The 18,226-nt window shown below is 59.0% G+C and carries 8 protein-coding genes; all 8 read left to right on the top strand.

Going from position 1 to position 18,226, the window contains the following annotated elements:
- The first annotated feature begins 210 nt into the window (after positions 1 to 210).
- From dpdE to dpdD, 8 genes are read left to right on the top strand one after another with little or no spacing between them, the layout of a single operon-like run.
- Positions 211 to 3,453, top strand: a complete 3,243-nt coding sequence (gene dpdE / locus M3484_RS20555) for a protein DpdE (RefSeq protein ID WP_249499029.1) — start codon at positions 211 to 213, stop codon at positions 3,451 to 3,453.
- Positions 3,453 to 6,035, top strand: a complete 2,583-nt coding sequence (gene dpdF / locus M3484_RS20550) for a protein DpdF (RefSeq protein WP_249499028.1) — start codon at positions 3,453 to 3,455, stop codon at positions 6,033 to 6,035. Before dpdE ends, dpdF begins: the two co-directional genes overlap by 1 nt.
- On the top strand, positions 6,032 to 6,934 hold the full coding sequence (gene dpdG, locus M3484_RS20545; RefSeq protein WP_249499027.1) for a protein DpdG: 903 nt from the start codon (positions 6,032 to 6,034) through the stop codon (positions 6,932 to 6,934). Before dpdF ends, dpdG begins: the two co-directional genes overlap by 4 nt.
- Complete coding sequence (gene dpdH / locus M3484_RS20540) at positions 6,934 to 10,047, top strand: protein DpdH (RefSeq protein ID WP_249499026.1); 3,114 nt, start codon at positions 6,934 to 6,936, stop codon at positions 10,045 to 10,047. The genes dpdG and dpdH overlap by 1 nt, the downstream gene beginning before the upstream one ends.
- On the top strand, positions 10,044 to 10,778 hold the full coding sequence (locus M3484_RS20535; protein ID WP_249499025.1) for a hypothetical protein: 735 nt from the start codon (positions 10,044 to 10,046) through the stop codon (positions 10,776 to 10,778). Before dpdH ends, M3484_RS20535 begins: the two co-directional genes overlap by 4 nt.
- Positions 10,765 to 15,318 (top strand): protein DpdJ, encoded by a 4,554-nt coding sequence (gene dpdJ, locus M3484_RS20530; RefSeq protein WP_249499024.1) that lies wholly within the window; start codon positions 10,765 to 10,767, stop codon positions 15,316 to 15,318. Before M3484_RS20535 ends, dpdJ begins: the two co-directional genes overlap by 14 nt.
- Positions 15,315 to 15,854, top strand: a complete 540-nt coding sequence (gene dpdK, locus M3484_RS20525) for a phospholipase D-like domain-containing protein DpdK (RefSeq protein WP_249499023.1) — start codon at positions 15,315 to 15,317, stop codon at positions 15,852 to 15,854. Before dpdJ ends, dpdK begins: the two co-directional genes overlap by 4 nt.
- Positions 15,851 to 18,124, top strand: coding sequence for a protein DpdD (dpdD, locus tag M3484_RS20520; RefSeq protein ID WP_249499022.1), 2,274 nt, complete (start codon positions 15,851 to 15,853; stop codon positions 18,122 to 18,124). Before dpdK ends, dpdD begins: the two co-directional genes overlap by 4 nt.
- Positions 18,125 to 18,226: the final 102 nt, after the last annotated feature.

Here is an 18,226-nt window from a genome sequence, read left to right as displayed (position 1 = left end):
CCAGTCGACCTTATCCGCACCGGATCGCGCACCTGTTACGTAGGCGATCGGACGAACCTTCACAAATGGGGATACGGGTGTGGGGAATGCCCCGCCTGCGACCTCGGAAGCGGAGGCTGGGAAACCGTCACATCGGCTTGAAAATCGGAAAATAAACATGGATGCTTTGATTTCCTCAGGGCATATCGAGAAGGGGAGGCAGCGCGATCTGTGTTTGTGCGAGCGGTTGGGGGCGAGTTTGCGTCGCTAGGGATAGGAAAGCAGGTCGATCGACAGGGTGACAGCTGTTCGGTCGAGTATTTCGATTCGCCTACGTCTCCGACCGTTGTCCGAACCGTTGATGCTCGTTCTCTCGAGCAAGCTGCACTGGGCGAGCAGACGCGCGTCTACCATTTTGACCAAGGGTCTGGGGTTTGGGAAATCGGCCGGCTCCTTGACGATCACGGCGACAGTCATCTCGTTCAATTCCCCAATGGGAAGACAAAGCACCTAAAATCCGAGGCGATTTTCGTTCGGTGGTCTCGCCCCATCCAGGATCCGACGCCTTTTCTCGCCAACCGGATCAATGAGAGCCCGCGGTTCTCAGACAGTCGCAGCGCTTTTGTCGGCTCGCAGATGCGACAGCGCGCCGCTTCGATGGGAATGTCTGCAGTGTTAGCGTGCGCTGTGGAGATCGAGGCCCATCAGGTCGAAGTTGTACGCCGTATCCTACAAGACCCGGTCCAGCGCTACCTCCTCGCAGACGAGGTTGGGTTGGGGAAAACAATCGAAGCGGGAATCCTGATTCGCCAGTGCGTTTTGGATGCCCAGTCCGATTGTTCCGTCCTCATTCTAGTCCCCAGCGCTCTCGTCAGCCAATGGCGCGATGAATTGACGAGCAAGTTTTTCCTTGGCCGTAGCCTCGATCGCATCGTCCACGTCGTAGCCCTCGACGACGACGACCGAATTAGAGCGATTTTGCCAAACGCCACGATGCTCGTAGTGGACGAAGCCCATCACCTTACCGAACGCGCCCGGGGTGGTGACGCAGGGATCTACGGAGAGATTGCGAGGGCAGCGCCGGCAATCGAGAGGGTGTTGCTACTCTCTGCCACGCCCGCATTGCACAATGAGCGCGGGTTCCTTGAAATGCTGCACCTCCTCGACCCAGTGACATATCCGCTCGACGGGGAGGAAGGCTTCCGCCGGAAGGTTGAGGGCAGGCAGGCGCTGGCCGAGGTGGTAGCGGGACTAACCCCGGAGAATGCCCTTTACCTAGACTACACAATCGATCAGCTCGAGAGCCTGTTCCCGGATGACGACCTGCTCCAGCAACACGCATCGGAGTTGCGGACGGTCGTCGATACGATGCCGGACGAAAGCGATCCTGCCTTGATAGCAGCCATCGGAAAGCTCCACGCGCATTTGAGTGAGGTGTATCGACTGCACCGCCGCATCCTTCGGCATCGTCGTCGCAGCATAGGCGGCTTAACGCCTGACCGTGCAGGCGCAGAGATTATTCGATATCGCAGCAGCGACCGGGAAGCGCTCACCACAGCGATCGATGACTGGCGGTTTGGCGAGGCCAGACAGTTGGACATTACAGGAACAGAGGCCTTGTGGACTGATCGGTCGAGGGCGCTGTGGCAAGTCTTGGATCGAGCCTCGCAGTTCCCGAACTCTGGTGCAGGGATGATCGAGTTTCTCGCACGGCAAACGGCAATGATTGGGGACGCAAACCGGTTCGCTCCGATAGTGAAGCTGCTTGGACGGCCAGGCCTTTTTGATGATCGGGCTGACGCATTAATCGACGCCATCCGTCCAATTCTACTCGCTAAGTCTCAATGTGTGATATTCTGCTCGGATCCTAAAACTGCGGACGCACTCGCTCTTCGGATCGCTGAGAGCCTCGACATCACGGTAGATCGGCACGATCCCAACGGACGAGAGTGGATGGCGTTTCGAGAGACCGCTGATCGCTCGGTACTGGTTTGTGATCGCCGGGCGGAGGAGGGTCTCAATCTTCAAGGCGGCAAGAAGGTCGTGGTCCACTACGACCTACCTCTAAATCCCAACCGGATCGAGCAACGGCTTGGGCGTGCAGATCGCTATGGCTCGGGTCAGGCTGTGCGATCCTTCGTGCTGGCCTGTGAAGATGACCCGCTTGAACTCGCCTGGGTTTCCTACCTGAATGAAGCGCTGAGGGTTTTCGACCGATCGGTTGCAAGTCTGCAGTACCTGATCGAGCAGACCGTGCGGAACATCACCCGGTCGTTGCTGACTGATGGCGCAGATGCGCTTGTGGATTTAACCAGTTCCAGTTCTGGCGAACTTGGTTTGATCGAGCGGGAGATCAAGGCAATCGACCAGCAGGATGCCCTTGACGCATTGGGTACCCCTCCAACCGATCTTTCGGACGAACTATCGGAAGTTGACGAGGACTGGGAGGGCATCGCAAGCGACACCGCAGGCTGGCTCGACACTATGCTGCAATTTGGGCGTGTCGACGAAGGTTACAACGGTATCAGTGGCCCTTCGCTGCCGTTTCGTTACCTATACTCGACTGCCAATCGCCACACACTGGTGCCGTTGTCGACATTCATGACGCACTGTGCGGACGCACTCGACCTGGGGCTGAATGCTCGCGGTGGCCGGGCGATCAGAACGATTCCTTACTCCTTCAGACGGCGGACTGCCCTCAATCGAGTAGCGCGCTCGAATGGTGTGGGTCTTGTCCGATATGGCGACGCCTTCGTCAGCGGGATGACCGCGTTCACCGAGGCAGATGACCGCGGACGTTCCTTCGCTATGTGGCGCTTCGCGCCAGACCATGCCGGCGATCCCATCGCGGACATCTTCTTTCGATTCGATTTTCTGCTCGAAGCTGATGTCTTCGCTGCTACGGAGTTGGCGTGCGAGCGAGGGCAGGGAACGAGTGCGGTTCGGGCCGCAATCCAGCGGCGTGGAGACATGGCGCTACCCCCATTTCATAGATCGCTCTGGCTAGATCGCGAGCTGATACCTGTAACCGACGATGCGTTGTTAGCGCGCCTTTCTCGACCCTATGCGGTCGAACCCGATCGCATCGGAGCAATGGACCTCAATCTCAACGCTCGCCGATGGCAGCGCCTTATGCAGATGCCAGTACCTGAGCTTGGGCACTGGCAGGATCTCTGTGTGAAGGCCCGCGTCTCCGCGGAAGATGTGCTGCGGACGGATCCTAACCTAGTCGACTCGTTGGTGAAGGCGGAACAAAGGTCGCTCAGGGTGGATCTTGGTCGCGCTGGGCAACTGCGTGCACGTTCGCGTGCCGGCGGCAGCGACCAGGATGAAGTTGACTTGGCATTTGAGGAGGGCCTTGCGGCCGCCATTCGAGATGGCATCCGAAAGCCTCGGATCAGGGTAGACACGGTTGGAGCCGTATTCCTGTCGGCCAGTCGCCCCGCAACTGAACGCGTGTCTGGCGGGTCCTAATGGCAGAGTTCGATTTTGGTGGCTTGCAGGATCAGATCTCAGGAGAGGCTGCCGGTCCGGATTGCAAGATTGAGGACGGTGTATTCGACCGCCTCGTGCAGATTCTCACGGCGTCGCAGGCCGGCGGCGGGCTGCAAAATTGGCCAGACGCGATCCCTCTCTTCCGCCACGTCTTGCGGCGCCAGTCGCTTCGTTCCGGCCAGCAAGCCCAACTCCGCGTTCCATCGCATGATGGGTGGCCCGATCGCTTGGGTTGGGCGTCAAGTGGCGTGCGCGCGCACAGCGAGGCCAATGGCCATTTCCTGATTGAAGCGCGACCCTGGGAAGCATCTTGGCTCGAAGAAAGCGATCGCCCGATTTTCGAGGCTGTCTTTGCTGAGCACGATGTCAGGTTGGATTGGCGGCGTCCGATTGATCCATTCCTTGGAGAAGCCAGCGGGTTTGATACTTACGTCTCTCCAGGCCAGCGTGAGGCGGTCCGCAGTGCTTTCCTGTTACCGCCCGGCGAGACGCTTATCGTCTCACTTCCAACGGGGTCAGGAAAGAGTTTCGTTGCGCAGGCGCCGGTCCTCGCCCGAGGTGTCGAAGGCGGACTGACCCTCTGTATTGTCCCGACGACTGCGCTCGTCCTCGACCAGGCTCGGCAGATGGCGGTCATGCTTAAACGCCGGTATCCACGACGTGAGGTTCCTATTCTCGCGTGGCATTCGGGCCTCAGCGCAGAAGATCGAACGAGCGTGAAGAGCGCTATCCGTGAAGGCCGACAGGGGATTCTCTACTGCTCACCGGAAGCCGCGACCGGCGCTCTGCTGCCCTCGTTATATGAGGCCGCAAGAACGGGTCTTCTGACCTATCTGATTATCGACGAGGCGCATCTGGTCAGTCAGTGGGGCGACGGGTTCCGCCCGGCTTTCCAAATGCTTGCAGGAGTTCGGCGCGGGTTGCTGGCGGCATGCCCTGAAGGGGGAGCTTTTCGGACGGTCCTAATGTCGGCAACCATGACCCCGGATACCGTCACTACGATCGATGCGCTTTTTGGCCCAACCCGCACGGTGAAGATGGTAGCGTCGGTCTATCTTCGGCCGGAACCGCAATACTGGGTGCATCGGGAGGATGATGCGGACATCAAGGACCGCAAGGTTCTCGAGGTTCTGCGGCATGCGCCGCGCCCATTCATCCTCTATGTTACAAAGCGGAGTGATGCGAAGCGATGGCTCCGCCGTCTCCGGCAAGAAGGGCATTCGAGAGTAGATTGCTTCCACGGCGAAACCGGAATCAGCGATCGCCAGCGCATAATCGAACAGTGGTCCGACAATAAACTTGATGGAATTGTTGCGACATCGGCCTTCGGTGTGGGAATCGACAAAAGGGACGTCCGGACTGTGGTGCACGCCGCCGTCCCTGAGACCTTGGACCGCTTTTACCAAGAAGTCGGTCGCGGCGGCCGTGACGGTCGACCATCGGCCTCATTTCTAATTTACTCAAAACAAGACCAAGAAACGGCGAGCCAGATCGGCTCGCCCTCACTCATCAGCGACGCTTTGGCCTTCGAGCGATGGTCAACGATGTATGGTAGCAGTCAGCAGCGTGACGGCATCGGACAACTCCTCGAGGTGGACTTGAGTGTGGTTCCTCCGCGCTTGAAGCAGCAATCCGATTATAATCTCGCTTGGAACATGCGGACGCTCATCATGATGGCCCGCGCCGGGATGCTCGAACTTGAATCGCAAGCTCCCTCAAAAATCGCCCAGCAAGACGAAGAGGCGGATTCCGCTTTTGAGTTGCGACGCGAGGAGCATTGGTCGGAATATTTCCAACGAGCAGTCATCGGAATGAACGAATTTGGTCATTTGAGCCAAGGCCGCTTCGAGACATTGTTCGGCCTTGAACGCCAGAGATCGTTTAATGCCGCAGCAGAAAATCGCACTTTGCTTGAGCGTTTGCTTAGTGGAAAGGTGGAGATCTCGTCCTTGTTGGACAATCTCTACCGTAGTAACGCGCCGGGCCGTTCGGTGATCGTGTCACGTGCTTGCGGCGGTTGCCCGGAGCATAGACGTGAAGGAACAGTCAACACACACTATCCTGCCCCGCCGGCTTATGGCATAGAAGACGTTGGCCGGCGCGATCTCAGCCTCTTCGCTGATCGGTTTCCGCAAATAGACCCCAATGAACCGGTAATTCTACCGGTCGAAGAATCGTGTGATGATTCAGTGCTGATTACTCTTCTAAAGGACTTGGTTTCGCTTTTTGGGATTCGGGAGATCGCGATGCCAGACGCCTTCCGTCAGCGAAACGCGGCTCTCGATGCCATCCACAAGCAGAGCGACGACCATATGCTTCTGATCCAGTCGCTTGAGGAAGAGCGGCTCTGGCCCTCGTCATATGAACTACCTCGCGCAACGCTCTGGACGGGTGCCTCTGGAGCATCTTTGCCGCACCACCTGTTCACAATGACCCGGCCGCTGCACGTCATCATCACCCCAAAATCGACACCTGACCATTGGAACGCCGAACGACGGATCGGGGATACCGGTTCGAACGTGTTGAGCTTTGATCAATTCAGGCTGGGAGCCCGCTTGTGAGCGTCCTTAACCAAGCCAGCGATGGCCTTTTCTCTGTGCTTATTGCTCTGACGCGCACAATCGTGCGCTTTGGCCCACGTAATCGCGAAGACCTGCTGCTCGCCTGCGGCAGTGCAGTGGACGCGGTCGATCCAAGCCAGTTGACCCAGACGTTGAACCGGTGGACCGAACTCGGTCTTTTTGGCCAGATCGATGGCCTGGTCATTATCGCCGACCCCTATCGTACGAGCCTTGGGAAAACCGCTGACGAAGCGGAAACCCGGTTGCCAGCGATTGTGAGAACGGTTGCGATGCTCCCTGAGAACAATGACCGTTTCTGGGAACGCGAAAAGTCGAAATCAGCGGACCTGTCCCGCGCCGTCGCATGGATGCTCGCTCAGGACGTGTATTCCCTCGACGGAAACGTCAAGACACTCGCGATTCTCGAAGAGGCCCAGATCGTTGACTCCAGTAAGCAAACCATCGGAAAGAACGATACACGGTGGAATGGCCTCAAGACCTGGATGCTCTATCTCGGGTTCGCTCGGGACGGCATGCAGTGGGTCGTTGATCCGACCGACGCTCTGCGCGATGTGCTGCCGGCGATATTCGGATCAGCCCGCGATCTTACTGGTCCAGCATTTGTTGAGAATGCCGCTGCGGTGCTGCCAGTTCTCGATGGCGGTTCGTACAGGACCCAAGTCGAGGCGTCGCTGAAGGATGCGGCTTGGCCGCGACCGCGGGCGGGGTTGCTCTCGTCGTCGCTCTCTCGCGCGCTTCAACGCCTTGACCGGGAGGGAGTGATTACACTTGCAAACCGGAGTGACACCGAAGGCGTCGTGACGCTGTCGGGTACAGGCATGCGAACGTGGCGTGACGTATCCCACGTGACGTTCATGCCAGCGAAGAAGGTACGCTGATGCTTGAAAAATACTGGCCCGACGCGAACGAGGTCAACGCCTGCATCAAAAATGAGGCGGAGACAACCGATGTTTCAGTCTTGCTCGCCGTCCATCAGCCTTCGCAGCTAACCACTCGCAACGCCGGGACCAATATCGAGATGCCCGCATCGGAGCAGCAACTGCTCGATGCGTTTCTGTCGGACGATGTGCCGGGAGGCTATCTTCTCTTTCCCATCACTGGCCCGTCTGGGATCGGCAAATCGCATATCGTTCGTTGGCTCGACGCGCAGCTCCAACGATCGCCGAAACGCGATCGCCTGCACATCATTCGGATCCCGAAAAGCGCCAGCCTCCGCAAGGTAGTCGAACTCATTCTCGAACCGTTGGCCGGCGATCCTCGCTTCGAGAAGTCGCGGTCGGATCTTACACGTGCTGTTGCGGAGGTGGACAAGCGTAAGGCGGTAGTTCTGTTCCGCGCACAGATTGAGAATGCGCTGACAGCCCGTGCCGAGGCGATGCAACTCGAAGCTCGGGAGCATAAGGAACGTGCCGTTGATCTGCGGCCGCTCATCGGCCACGCGAGGTCGCTGCCTCAACTGTTTAGTGACGCAGCGCTCAAGGACCATTTCGATGAAACTGTGCTCGCACGCGTAGTGGCTAGAGCTCTGCAGGGCCGCGAGGACGGAGCGGAAGGCGACGAGACGCAGTCTCAGTTTCTCGCGGAGGACCTGATCCTTCCCGACGGCATCGACCTCAACAATGCCGCACTGTCTGTGAAGACCTATTATCAGACGCAACTCGCGGTGTCGGACAGTCGGCGCCGGCAGGCAGCTGCGGATCTTCTCAACACGATAGTCGATACCGCGATTGGGAATGTCTTTCAGTTAGAGCAGAGTACCGGCGGTATCACGCTTCAGGAAATCATCTTGGGAGTCCGAGAGATCCTGTTGAAGGACAAGATGGACCTTGTCCTCTTGGTCGAGGATTTCGCCGCCCTCGCCGGAATTCAGGACGTCCTGCTCAAGGTGTGTGTTCAAGAAGGGGAATATGCCGGCAAGAGGGTGCGCGCGACCATGCGGACCGCACTGGCGCTGACCGATGGTTATCTCGCGTCGCGGGACACTATCCTGACACGCGCCCAACGTGTTTGGGTGATCGGGAATCGCCAGCAAGGCGATGATGAGATCAAAGCAGCCGTCGTTGATATGGTGGGCTCATATCTTAACGCAGCGCGGTGGGGCGAGACTGGACTGCGGCGGCGCTTTGACCGCCGCGGATCGGACGAGGGCCTCACCGATTGGCTGCCTTCATGGCATGATGAAGAGCAAAGCGAGGAGGAAGGAGATGCCCTTAACGCATTTGGCTATTCTTCGCGTGGCCATCCTCTGTTTCCATTCAATCGCCTCGCGATTGACCAACTTGTTCAGCGCCACCTGGTCGAGGGGAGTAAGCTCAGCTTCAATCCACGCCGAGTGATCAACGAAATCCTTCGGCGGCCGTTGCTCATGCGCGCCAGTTTTCTGAGTGGCGCGTTCCCTCCGGCCGAGTTTCATGGGCTGCGGCCCAATCTTTACCTCGCCGGTCTGGTTCGCGAAGCCAGCCAACCCGACGCAGTGAAAGGCCGACTGAATTCAGCGCTTGCCGTTTGGGCAGGGAACGCCGCGGACTCAGGCGATCTGGCTCACGTCCCGCCTGCAATCTTCACGACTTTTTCGCTGCCGACACCGGCGAACCTCGCGAATGTCGCGTTCGTACCAGAGGCGAAGTCCAAAGCACCGGCCGCCGCATCCGAGCAATCCAGCGTCGCTCGCGTGCCACCCCCACCGCCAGCCACGACTGAACAGGACAAGCGCGTCGCGGACTGGTCGAAGAAACTCAACGCTTGGGCTGAAGGCACCGATCTTGTGCAAGCGGATGCGCGCGAGTTGCGATCCGCACTCGCCGCGATGTTGAAAGGGGCGATTAACTGGGGCGCTCTCCGCATCCCTGACCAGGAGATTAAGGCGACATGGCTGTCGATCGCCGGCGCGCGTAGCAACCCTGTTGCAGGGCGTATCCTCGTTGTCTGCGATAGTTTTGAGGATAAGGATGCAACGCTTCGGGAGGGTTTTCTAGGCGCCCTACGGTTTGGGTATAATGGCAACCGGTGGACCTACCCCGAGGCCGACTTAGATTATGTTGCTAGCGCTGCGATCGTCGATCGCCTTGTTGCCCAACTCGTACCTATGCTCGTGGCCGAAGCGAATGCGCAGACTGCCGTAGTTGGACGAGCGCTGCTCAATCAGTCACGGATCATCGGTCTCACGCCACCAGTACGCCCATCATCGCCCGAACCCTTGCTGCGGGGGCTTTTCGCACCCGCACCAAACACCGAAGTACAGGCTTTCGAGGACGGCTGGGACCAACTACGTTCGCTGGCACTTGGCGCTATCAATGGGCGCACCACGCGGGCCGCGCTGCAAGGCCTGGTACTGGATCGAACCGCGAGCTTCCAAGGGTCAGGTAATAAGCCCTTCGCGATCGACAGCACACGCCTTCTCGATGCGCTGACAGGTGAGGCACCCACCGGACCGCCGCCGGAAGGGCTGCCGGACGATGTGCGGACGTTCATCGCGGCGATGAGCGACACACGGCTCTGGAATAGGCTGCAGACGGTGATTGCAAAGCTTCGCACGTTCAGGGAAGAGATTGCCGACTTTGTCGACGATGGCCTCGATAAGAATGCATTCGTTTCTGACCTTCGAGAGATAATTCCACTCTTACAGAAAACGAACTGCTGGCCCTCTTCAGTTACCATCAAGCATAGCGAGTTCGAGACGCGACTGACGGAGTTTCAGGCGAGCCGCTTTGTCGATCTCGTCGAGAAATCCGCGACAATCGTCGACGAGGCAGATCGAGAACAGATTCCAAAGCTGCTCAACGCTCTCGGCTCGATCGACCTTGGCCTGATCCAGCGCACCATGTCGTTCCTCAAGATCGCAAATGAGATCGTCACATTGGCTGAGCCGCGCGTCACCCAACAGGAGACAATCCGTGGTCAGTCTGATCCGTCGGTCGCGGCCAGCGAAATCGCTGGCTTGCTAGAGGCGGTGAGCCGTGAACGAGCTTCGCCTCAGGAGGCTGCCCGATGAGCGCGTCGCTCCCTGTCCGAGCAAAATTGCTTCGCGATCGCCTTCTCGCCTTAGATCACTTGGCGGCCAATGTGAAGGAAACCGGACTTCTCGCAGATTTACGATCGGACCTTGCTGCGCCAGCGACCGAACTCAGTCGGGCGCTCGACCAGCGGGGCGTTCTCATCCAATCAGGGATCACATCCTCGGCGCCCGCCACATTAGACGCTGCGCGAAAGCGCGCTGCCGCCCTGCTTGAGAAATTCGCGGCCGACCGGAAAGCAGCGACGCTCACCAAGGGGGTAGGTTGGGCAAATATGATCCGGGATATCACGACCGCATCGACGGACGTCTCCGGCGCGGTTTCGAAAAGCTGGAAAGCTTTTCGGCAGGATATCTTCACCGGAGAGGCGCCAGCCGTTGTGAAAGGGCGCATTGCCTTTACTCCAGGCAACAGCGCCGCATTCCAGCGCTATGACAAGCTTCATCAGGCTTTTCGGGCAGAGTTCGATAGGCTGCCTCCCGACCGCGCCACAGTCGACCGAATTCGGGCACTTGCTGCCCAACTCACCGAGGCTGCCGCAGACTTTGATTATGATGTTTCACCCGACGTGAAGCGGTTTCTCGAGGCCGTCCAGAGCGGGGGAGCTACGCTCGATCTGCTGACCGACGTTGTCACAACCTGGCTGAAGGATAATGGCGCCTTGGCGAGCTATCGCATCGTACCGCGGGGTGCAGATGGAAGCCGATGAGGTCCTGATACTGGCGGCGCTCGACGAGATCGAGCAGCGCGAGGCTCGGCTCCTGACGTGGGGACTCGTGGACGGCTACGTCTCGGCCGGCGAGCTATACGGCATCATCGATTCCTTGCTCGACGACCCGGAAGCGGGTGTCGGCATATCCTTTGGTGACGCAAGTGAGGTGATTTCAGCGCTGATCGGTCGGGCCCTCCTGTTCGATATCAGTGAGGATCAGCGAATGCGCTTTCGCTCGCGCATGGCTGAAGGTGTGCGATTGCTGTTCCGGCTCCGCCAACTCTTCCCTCAGCACCGCGGCCCAACAGGTTGGCAGAGTGCGCCGACGCTCGTCGCGGATTTCCGATTTATCTGGCGCCGTCGACGCTACCCGCGCCGCGACATAGACGGCTCCGCAGCGCTTTCACGGATCGCGGCTGCAACGGCTGATCAATCTGCGCGCGCTGCCCTGTCGGCTTTGATCGAAAGCTTTGGCTCAAACTTTGCCTTGGCGGGGTTCCAGGTCGATGCGGCAGCGCGCATACTTGGAGGTTTCGAGGGTTCGCAATCGATCGCTACCCTTGTCAGCGCCGGCACCGGTAGTGGCAAGACGCTCGCCTTTTATCTGCCAGCGCTGTCTCGCATTGCATCTCACATTCAGCGTGACTCGACCAATGATCGGTGGGTCAAAGTACTCGCGCTCTATCCCCGCAACGAATTGCTCAAGGACCAATTCGCCGAGGTTTACGGTCAGGCTCGTCGACTTGACGCCACCTTGGCAGCACGTGGCCGGCGCAAGATTCTGATAGGAACATTCTTCGGTCCAACGCCGCGGTCGGCGGAGACCGCGCATGAGGCGCGCAGCGGATGGCGCGTGACGTCGGCAGGGCTTGTGTGTGAGTACCTACGCTGTCCCTCATCGAGTTGCGACGGAGAGATGGCGTGGCGCGACGCTGATCGGCGCGCGAACCGCGAGCGCCTCGAATGCGTCGAATGCTCGACAACGATCGAGAGCGACGAGATCATTCTGACCCGTCAGCGGCTCCAGACTGAAGCGCCCGATATTCTGTTCACGACAACCGAAATGCTCAATCAACGCATGGGCGACGACCGCTTCCGGCACCTGTTTGGGATCGGCGCGCGTGCCCAGCGCCCGGTCGAGATGATGCTATTGGACGAGGTGCATACTTACGCAGGCACATCAGGAGCGCAGGTCGCATTTCTGCTGCGGCGCTGGCGGCGACTGGTACGACGCCATGTCAGCTTTGTGGGACTCTCAGCGACCCTGAAGGACGGCGCCCGCTTTTTCGCTAGGCTAACAGGTTTGTACGAGCAGGCCTCCGTTGAGATCACTCCTACGAACCGAGACATGATTGCTGAGGGCGCCGAGTATCTTCTTGCGCTTCGCGGAGACCCGGTGTCGCGCACAGCCCTGCTCTCAACCACTATCCAAACGGGAATGCTGCTGTCGCGCTTGCTCGACAATCCGGATGAGCGGAAGAGTCGTGGCGTCGTTGGTGAACGGGTCTTCCTCTTCACCGATGATATCGACGTCACGAACCGTATGTACTTCGCTATGCTGGACGCCGAAGGACGCACAAGCAGTGGCGCTCCTGACAGAGCGAGCAAGCCAGACGGTGGCCTAGCTTCACTCCGTCGGCCGCTTCCCGTTGAGCAGCGAAAGCTTCACGGGCAGGATTGGGAAGCCGTGGTCGATATCGGTCATAGCCTGCAGCCGCAGGACCGGAAGTCGGTCGGCCGGGTTATGTCCATGGATCCCGGCGTCGGTAACAATCTCGATATCATCGTCGCAACGGCTTCGCTCGAGGTCGGCTTTAATGACCCACGCGTTGGCGCTGTTATTCAACACAAGGCACCGCGCGACGTTGCGCAGTTCCTCCAGCGCAAGGGTCGGGCCGGTCGCTCGCGTACAATGCGACCTTGGACGGTCGCAGTGCTCTCAGATTACGGTCGAGATCGGGTCGCTTATCAGGGCTATGATCTCCTTTTCGATCCTGAATTGCCCATGCGCACCCTGCCAATCGGCAACCGCTATGTTACGCGGATCCAGGCGGTCTACGCGACACTCGACTACCTAAGCCAGTCTCTGGGCTCTTCGCGGCATGGCAGCGTGTGGGTCGATCTATCTGCGAGTACTGACAGAAGCTCTCAGCGAGCGAGGCAGACCGATTTGGCAGCGCTGATCCGCCGTATTTTGACGAGCCCCGCTGAGCAGGACCGATACTCAACATATCTCGCGTCGGCGCTGAAGGTGGGTGAGGATGCGATTACGCCACTGCTTTGGGAGCACCCGCGCCCATTGATGACACAAGTGCTTCCAACCGCGCTGCGCCGGTTGGAGAGTAATTGGACAGCTCAGGGTCAAGTCGGCAACGACTATCAGGTTTTTAACTCGCCCTTGCCCGAGTTCGCGCCAGCCAATTTGTTCAGCGATCTCAATCTACCTGAGGTGAACATCGTGCTTCCCCAACCAGGGAGCGCGACGCCCGATGAAGTAGCCATGCCGATCGCGCAGGCGCTGCGCGAGTTTGCGCCCGGTCGGGTATCGAGGCGCTATGGTATCAGCCATGCTTTCGAGCGGCATTGGATGTGCCCTCCTCTCGACCAGAATCGCGAGCAGATGATGCCTCTCGAGCCGTTCACCCAAGTAGACTCTCTCGGAGATTGGAAGATCTCGATTGCGGGTGCTGTTCGCCAAGTCCCTGTCTACCGGCCGCGTGTTTTTGAGGTGCAGCCTCCCCCAGGTACGGTTGTAGATACGTCGAACGCTCGGTTGCGGTGGCAAAGCCAGTTGGTCGCGCGAGAGCAAGGCTTAGTGCTTGATCCGCCCCGTGGCAGTCCCTGGACGCCATTGATTGAGGATGTGCGATTCTACACGCATGAGGGGCTCGCACCGATTGAAGCGCGGCGCATGGCTCTTGGGAGTGACGCTGGCATTCGCTTCCGGGACGGTGGATCTCTGCTGAAAGAGTTCATCTTCGAAGTCGGTGGAGCCGCGGCAGCGCTCGGGTTCAGCCTTGCAGTCGATGCGTTCTCTCTCCGCCTGAACTTCCCAGACCGTATGTGGTCCAATCTCGGCGATGAAGCCGACCCGCGCTATCGTGCGATGCGCACGGCTCGCTTTCACCATCAGGCCGTGCACGGGCCCTTTCTCCAGGGGGTCGACAATCCCTTTGCGCGTGACTGGCTGGCACACCTCATGTTGGCAACTCTTAGCAACGAGGCAATTGCACAAGCGATAACATTGCGAGCAGCGGCAGCGCGCTTGGAAGACGGAACGGCTGAACTCGATCTCAACCAGACGCTTAACATCCTGTTCCAGTCTCCGATCGTCGACGATGCAAATGCTCAGGGCAACCAACAAGACAAGCTGCGGCAGGATCTCGCGGCGCTCCTCGCCGATCGGCAGGTCGTTGACAGCCTGTTCAATCTGGCCGCCATCCTGTGGACGCCGATCGACGCGGGATGGGAGCCTTGGTTGCGCGAGCGATATGCGTCGACTGTTGGTGCGGCGGCGATGAGTGCCATCACTAGCCTCTGCCCAGAGATCGATGCTGACAGTCTGATCCTGGACATCAACGCAGGACCGCGTGAGGCTGACGACGTCCTTGCCAACGTCGCCCACGCTGACATTTGGATCAGCGAGGCGACGCCGGGCGGTAACGGTCAAATCGAAGAGGCCCAGCGCCAATATGTCGACGATCCAAGGCGGTTCTTCAGTTTGATGACGGCTGCGTTGCGCGACAATGATTTCGCGATCAGCGATTTTCAGCTCAGTCGGTTTCTCAGCGCCGTTGTGGACGGCGATCGGGATGATCCGCTACCGGCCGCCGCACAGGTCTTCCGGCAGGCGACGGGCGCCGAGGAAAGCCACCGGGCATTTTCGGCCCTGCGGCAAACTCTGGCCGAGGATGGCTTCATCACGTTCCACGCGTTCCTTGTCGCGTTGGCAAACCGAATCCTGCGTCCGGGGTCGAGTGAGGACAGCGATGCGTTCTTTCTCACCGCAGTCCGCCTATGGAATGCTGAAGAGACAAGGCTCGGTGTCGAACTGGATGCCCGAGTGCTCGCATATCGACTAGCTCGTTCCGAGGAGATCGACGCCGCACTTGGACTCGCTGGCATTGACGCTCCAACTGTCAATCCTGACCAATGGCGCTTCGGGGTAATCTACGGCTTACTCTGGCCTAGAGGTTCGCACATTCGGCAATCAGGCTTACGCCTCTATTCTCCCTTCGCGGATTTGCCCGCGGGGGAACCACTGCTGCTTCAGGCGTATCTCGCCGAGGATGGATCTCTGATCGATCTGATGGCGGAAGGCTGGCAGGAACTTTGCCTCGACCGTCTCGCCGATATTGGCGCGGCGACCTTGGTCTGCCCGATGTCATCGGCATCATTACTAGCGGACGCGCTGAGTTTCTTGGCCACAAATCCGGTGCAGACGGTCTACCTCTCGGTTTTCGCCCGTGTTCAAGCGGTGCGGCGCGTCGAACACGAATTCCACGTGGACCTCGACGTTGCGGAGGCGCTGCAATGAGTTTTGAGACCCGGCGCATTTTTAAGAGTGCAGTGACGAGCCAGAACCTGATCCGCGAACTCCTTCAGATGATGCTTCTCGGGGAACTCTTGTCGCCCGGCGGGCAGCGTACTTGGCTGGTCAGCCCGTGGATCAGCAACATCATGCTCTTCGACAACCGCACTGGTGGCTTCGGCACAATTAACCCCGAATGGGGGAATCGCGAAATCCGCCTCGTGGAGGTGCTTACCGACATGATGGCGCGCGGCACCGCCTTGGGAATTGCGACTAGCATGGATACGCACAACGATCCGTTGATCGCCGCGTTGACGACAGCCGTCGAGGAGGGGGGACTTTCGGACCAACTGCGCATCGTTCGCCGACAGCACCTGCATATCAAGGGAGTATTACTCAAGCGTGGTCTGCTGACCGGCTCGATGAATCTCACTTACAACGGCCTCGAACTCAACGACGAAATGGTCGTGTACGATACGACGCCTAAGACTCTTTCGGAGGCGCGGATCAACTTCGAGTCCTATCTGGTGGCCGACAGATGATCGAGCATCTCTCTCAGCAGGACCAAGCATGGCTCGCGCGCTTTTTCGCGAGTCCGAATGAACTGAGTTGGCCGACCCTTCTGGATGGCTCTGCACCAAGGCGGGAGGCAGATCAGGTTAGACACTGGCTTGGTTTCCTTGAGACGCGTCCGTCCGCTCCACTCATTCTGCCCTTTATGCGGGGAGGGAAGGTGACGGGGTGGTATGCGACAACCCAGCAGTCGTCGGGCGGTTACGAACTAGGCGATGAGCTAAATGCCTGGCTCGGGCCGACCTGGCTAAGCCGCCTTGAGCGCGTAACCGACCCAGAGAGCGATCCCTTCGCCGCTGTCTTAGCAGACCGGTTCCAAGGGATGGTCTACCGGTTCACCGGCGCGGACGCCGCGGCAATCCATTCGATAGCCGAACTTCTTAGCGAGTACGCGAGCGTTCTTTCTCGGAAGCCCCCTACTACCAAGCGACGTGTCCGCCCAGTTGGAGCGATACGAAGTGATTTCGAGCGCGCCCTGATTGCCGGAGACGAGGGGCAAGCGGAGGCGATGATCGCCGAGCTAAAGCTAAGCGGCCGCTTGAACGAGGAAAATCTCCGCTACCTAGAAGTGCGGCTCAGCGCTGGCCTGGGACTATGGCCTCAGATTGCGCGTAATCATTGGCTTATAAAGACGTTGGCCGATCTTGCGCTTCCGCCACAGGTCCTCGCCGATCTGATCGAAGCCCTATATCGTACTTATGTCGATGACGCGGAAATGGCAGGCGACGCTGCGGGGATGCAGGAAGCATTCGCGCGCGAGATAGCAACGCCATATCCTAAGCTTTTCGCATCCCGTCGAGGCGACCGCACTCCACGGGTTTTGAAGGCTTTCGCGCTCTACGAGCAACTCCAGGCGAAGCCTGATCCAGGCATAATCGGTGGGTTGCTCGAGCAACTCCCGGCGGACTCGGATACAACGCTCTTTGTTGTACCGCCTGTCTCGGATGCCTCTCCTCCCGCTGACACCTCGCTCGATGAAGCGGATGAAGCATTTGACGATGGTCAATTCGATCGAGCTTTCGAATTCTATCTACGGCTCACTCCAAGCAAGAAGACCGTCAGCAGGTTGGTATCCTGCGTCGGCACGATCGGCACGGACGACGTAAAAGATCGGCTCCTCGAACTGTTGGCATCGGCTGAACCCTCGCTGCTTATGGCGCTCGCGCCGGCGGTCACCACAAAGATCGAGAGCTTCCGGTCTTTTGAAAGACTCGCTGCACCAGACGTCCCGGAAGCTACGATAGAGGTAAATGGCGTTGATCCATGGATACGCTGGGCGAAGCATCTGCAGAGTGGCCAGAATCTAGCCGACGCGGAGCGCGCTGTCCAAACGGCAGCAACCGCGTGGGACGCGACCAAAATTAGGCGTAACAGTCAGTTTGCAAGAGCGTTCGCCGAGATCCTCGGCGGATTGAACGGCGATGCAAGTCTGGTGGCACGTTCAGCCGTTCCTCAGATCTATGTCAGTTTTTTCCCTGAAGACGCACCTGTAGCACCAGCGGCGAAGCCCATTGCCTCGCTGCTGTTCCTGCTGATCGCGATGGACGACAAACTATCGCGCACGGATCTCGACCTTCTTGGCCAACTGACCGCCATTCTGATTGAACAGGGGTTGTCGCCCGACGAGTATGTGGCCCTGATGGACGATTTAACCGATGTCCAAAAAAGGATCGGTTCCTACAGCTATTTGCCTTGGAGTCTGGACGTAAGCGAAGTCCTTGCGACGTTGCCCTGTCCGACAGACGCCGCACGTGAGGCGCGCTTACGTTTTTTTCTGCAGATTCTCGGGCAGGCATCTGGCTTCGCCCATCGCCTTGTCGTCACCGATCTCATCCCGATCGAGACGCTTGGAAGGGACTATGGCGTCGGGGACGAGGCAGTTGCCGCGCTGAAGCGCGACGTTTCTCAGGATGCTTCCGACAAGGCATCATTGCCTGACCTGCAGGGCAAGACGATCGGCATCTATACCCTCGCCGAGGCTGCGGGCAGCCGAGCGAAGGCAGCACTGGAGAGACTTTTTCCGGGCTGCAAGGTAGTCGTGAATTCCGATCTCGTCGCGACGGCGCAGTTAGCCAATCTGGCCAAAGTGGCCGACTTGTTCGTCTTCGCTTGGAAGAGCAGCAGTCACCAAGCCTTTTATTGCGTGAAGGAAGCGTTGGGGAAAGGTGAGCCCATCTGGGCACCAGGTAAGGGGACCGCAAGCATCCTTCGAGCGGTGTTGGATCAGCCGCCGCGGTAGCAATCGGCCGGTTACGGACACTCCCTTGAGTAGCGGTGCTTCAACACCCGCCGCTACGGCACATCGATGCCGCCGGGGGCGTCCACCCCATCGCCTACGATG

The sequence above is a fragment of the Pseudomonas sp. GX19020 genome (genome assembly GCF_023371075.1).
Taxonomy (GTDB): Bacteria; Pseudomonadota; Alphaproteobacteria; order Rhodobacterales; family Rhodobacteraceae; genus Pseudogemmobacter.
This window is presented reverse-complemented; position numbering and strand designations above follow the sequence as displayed.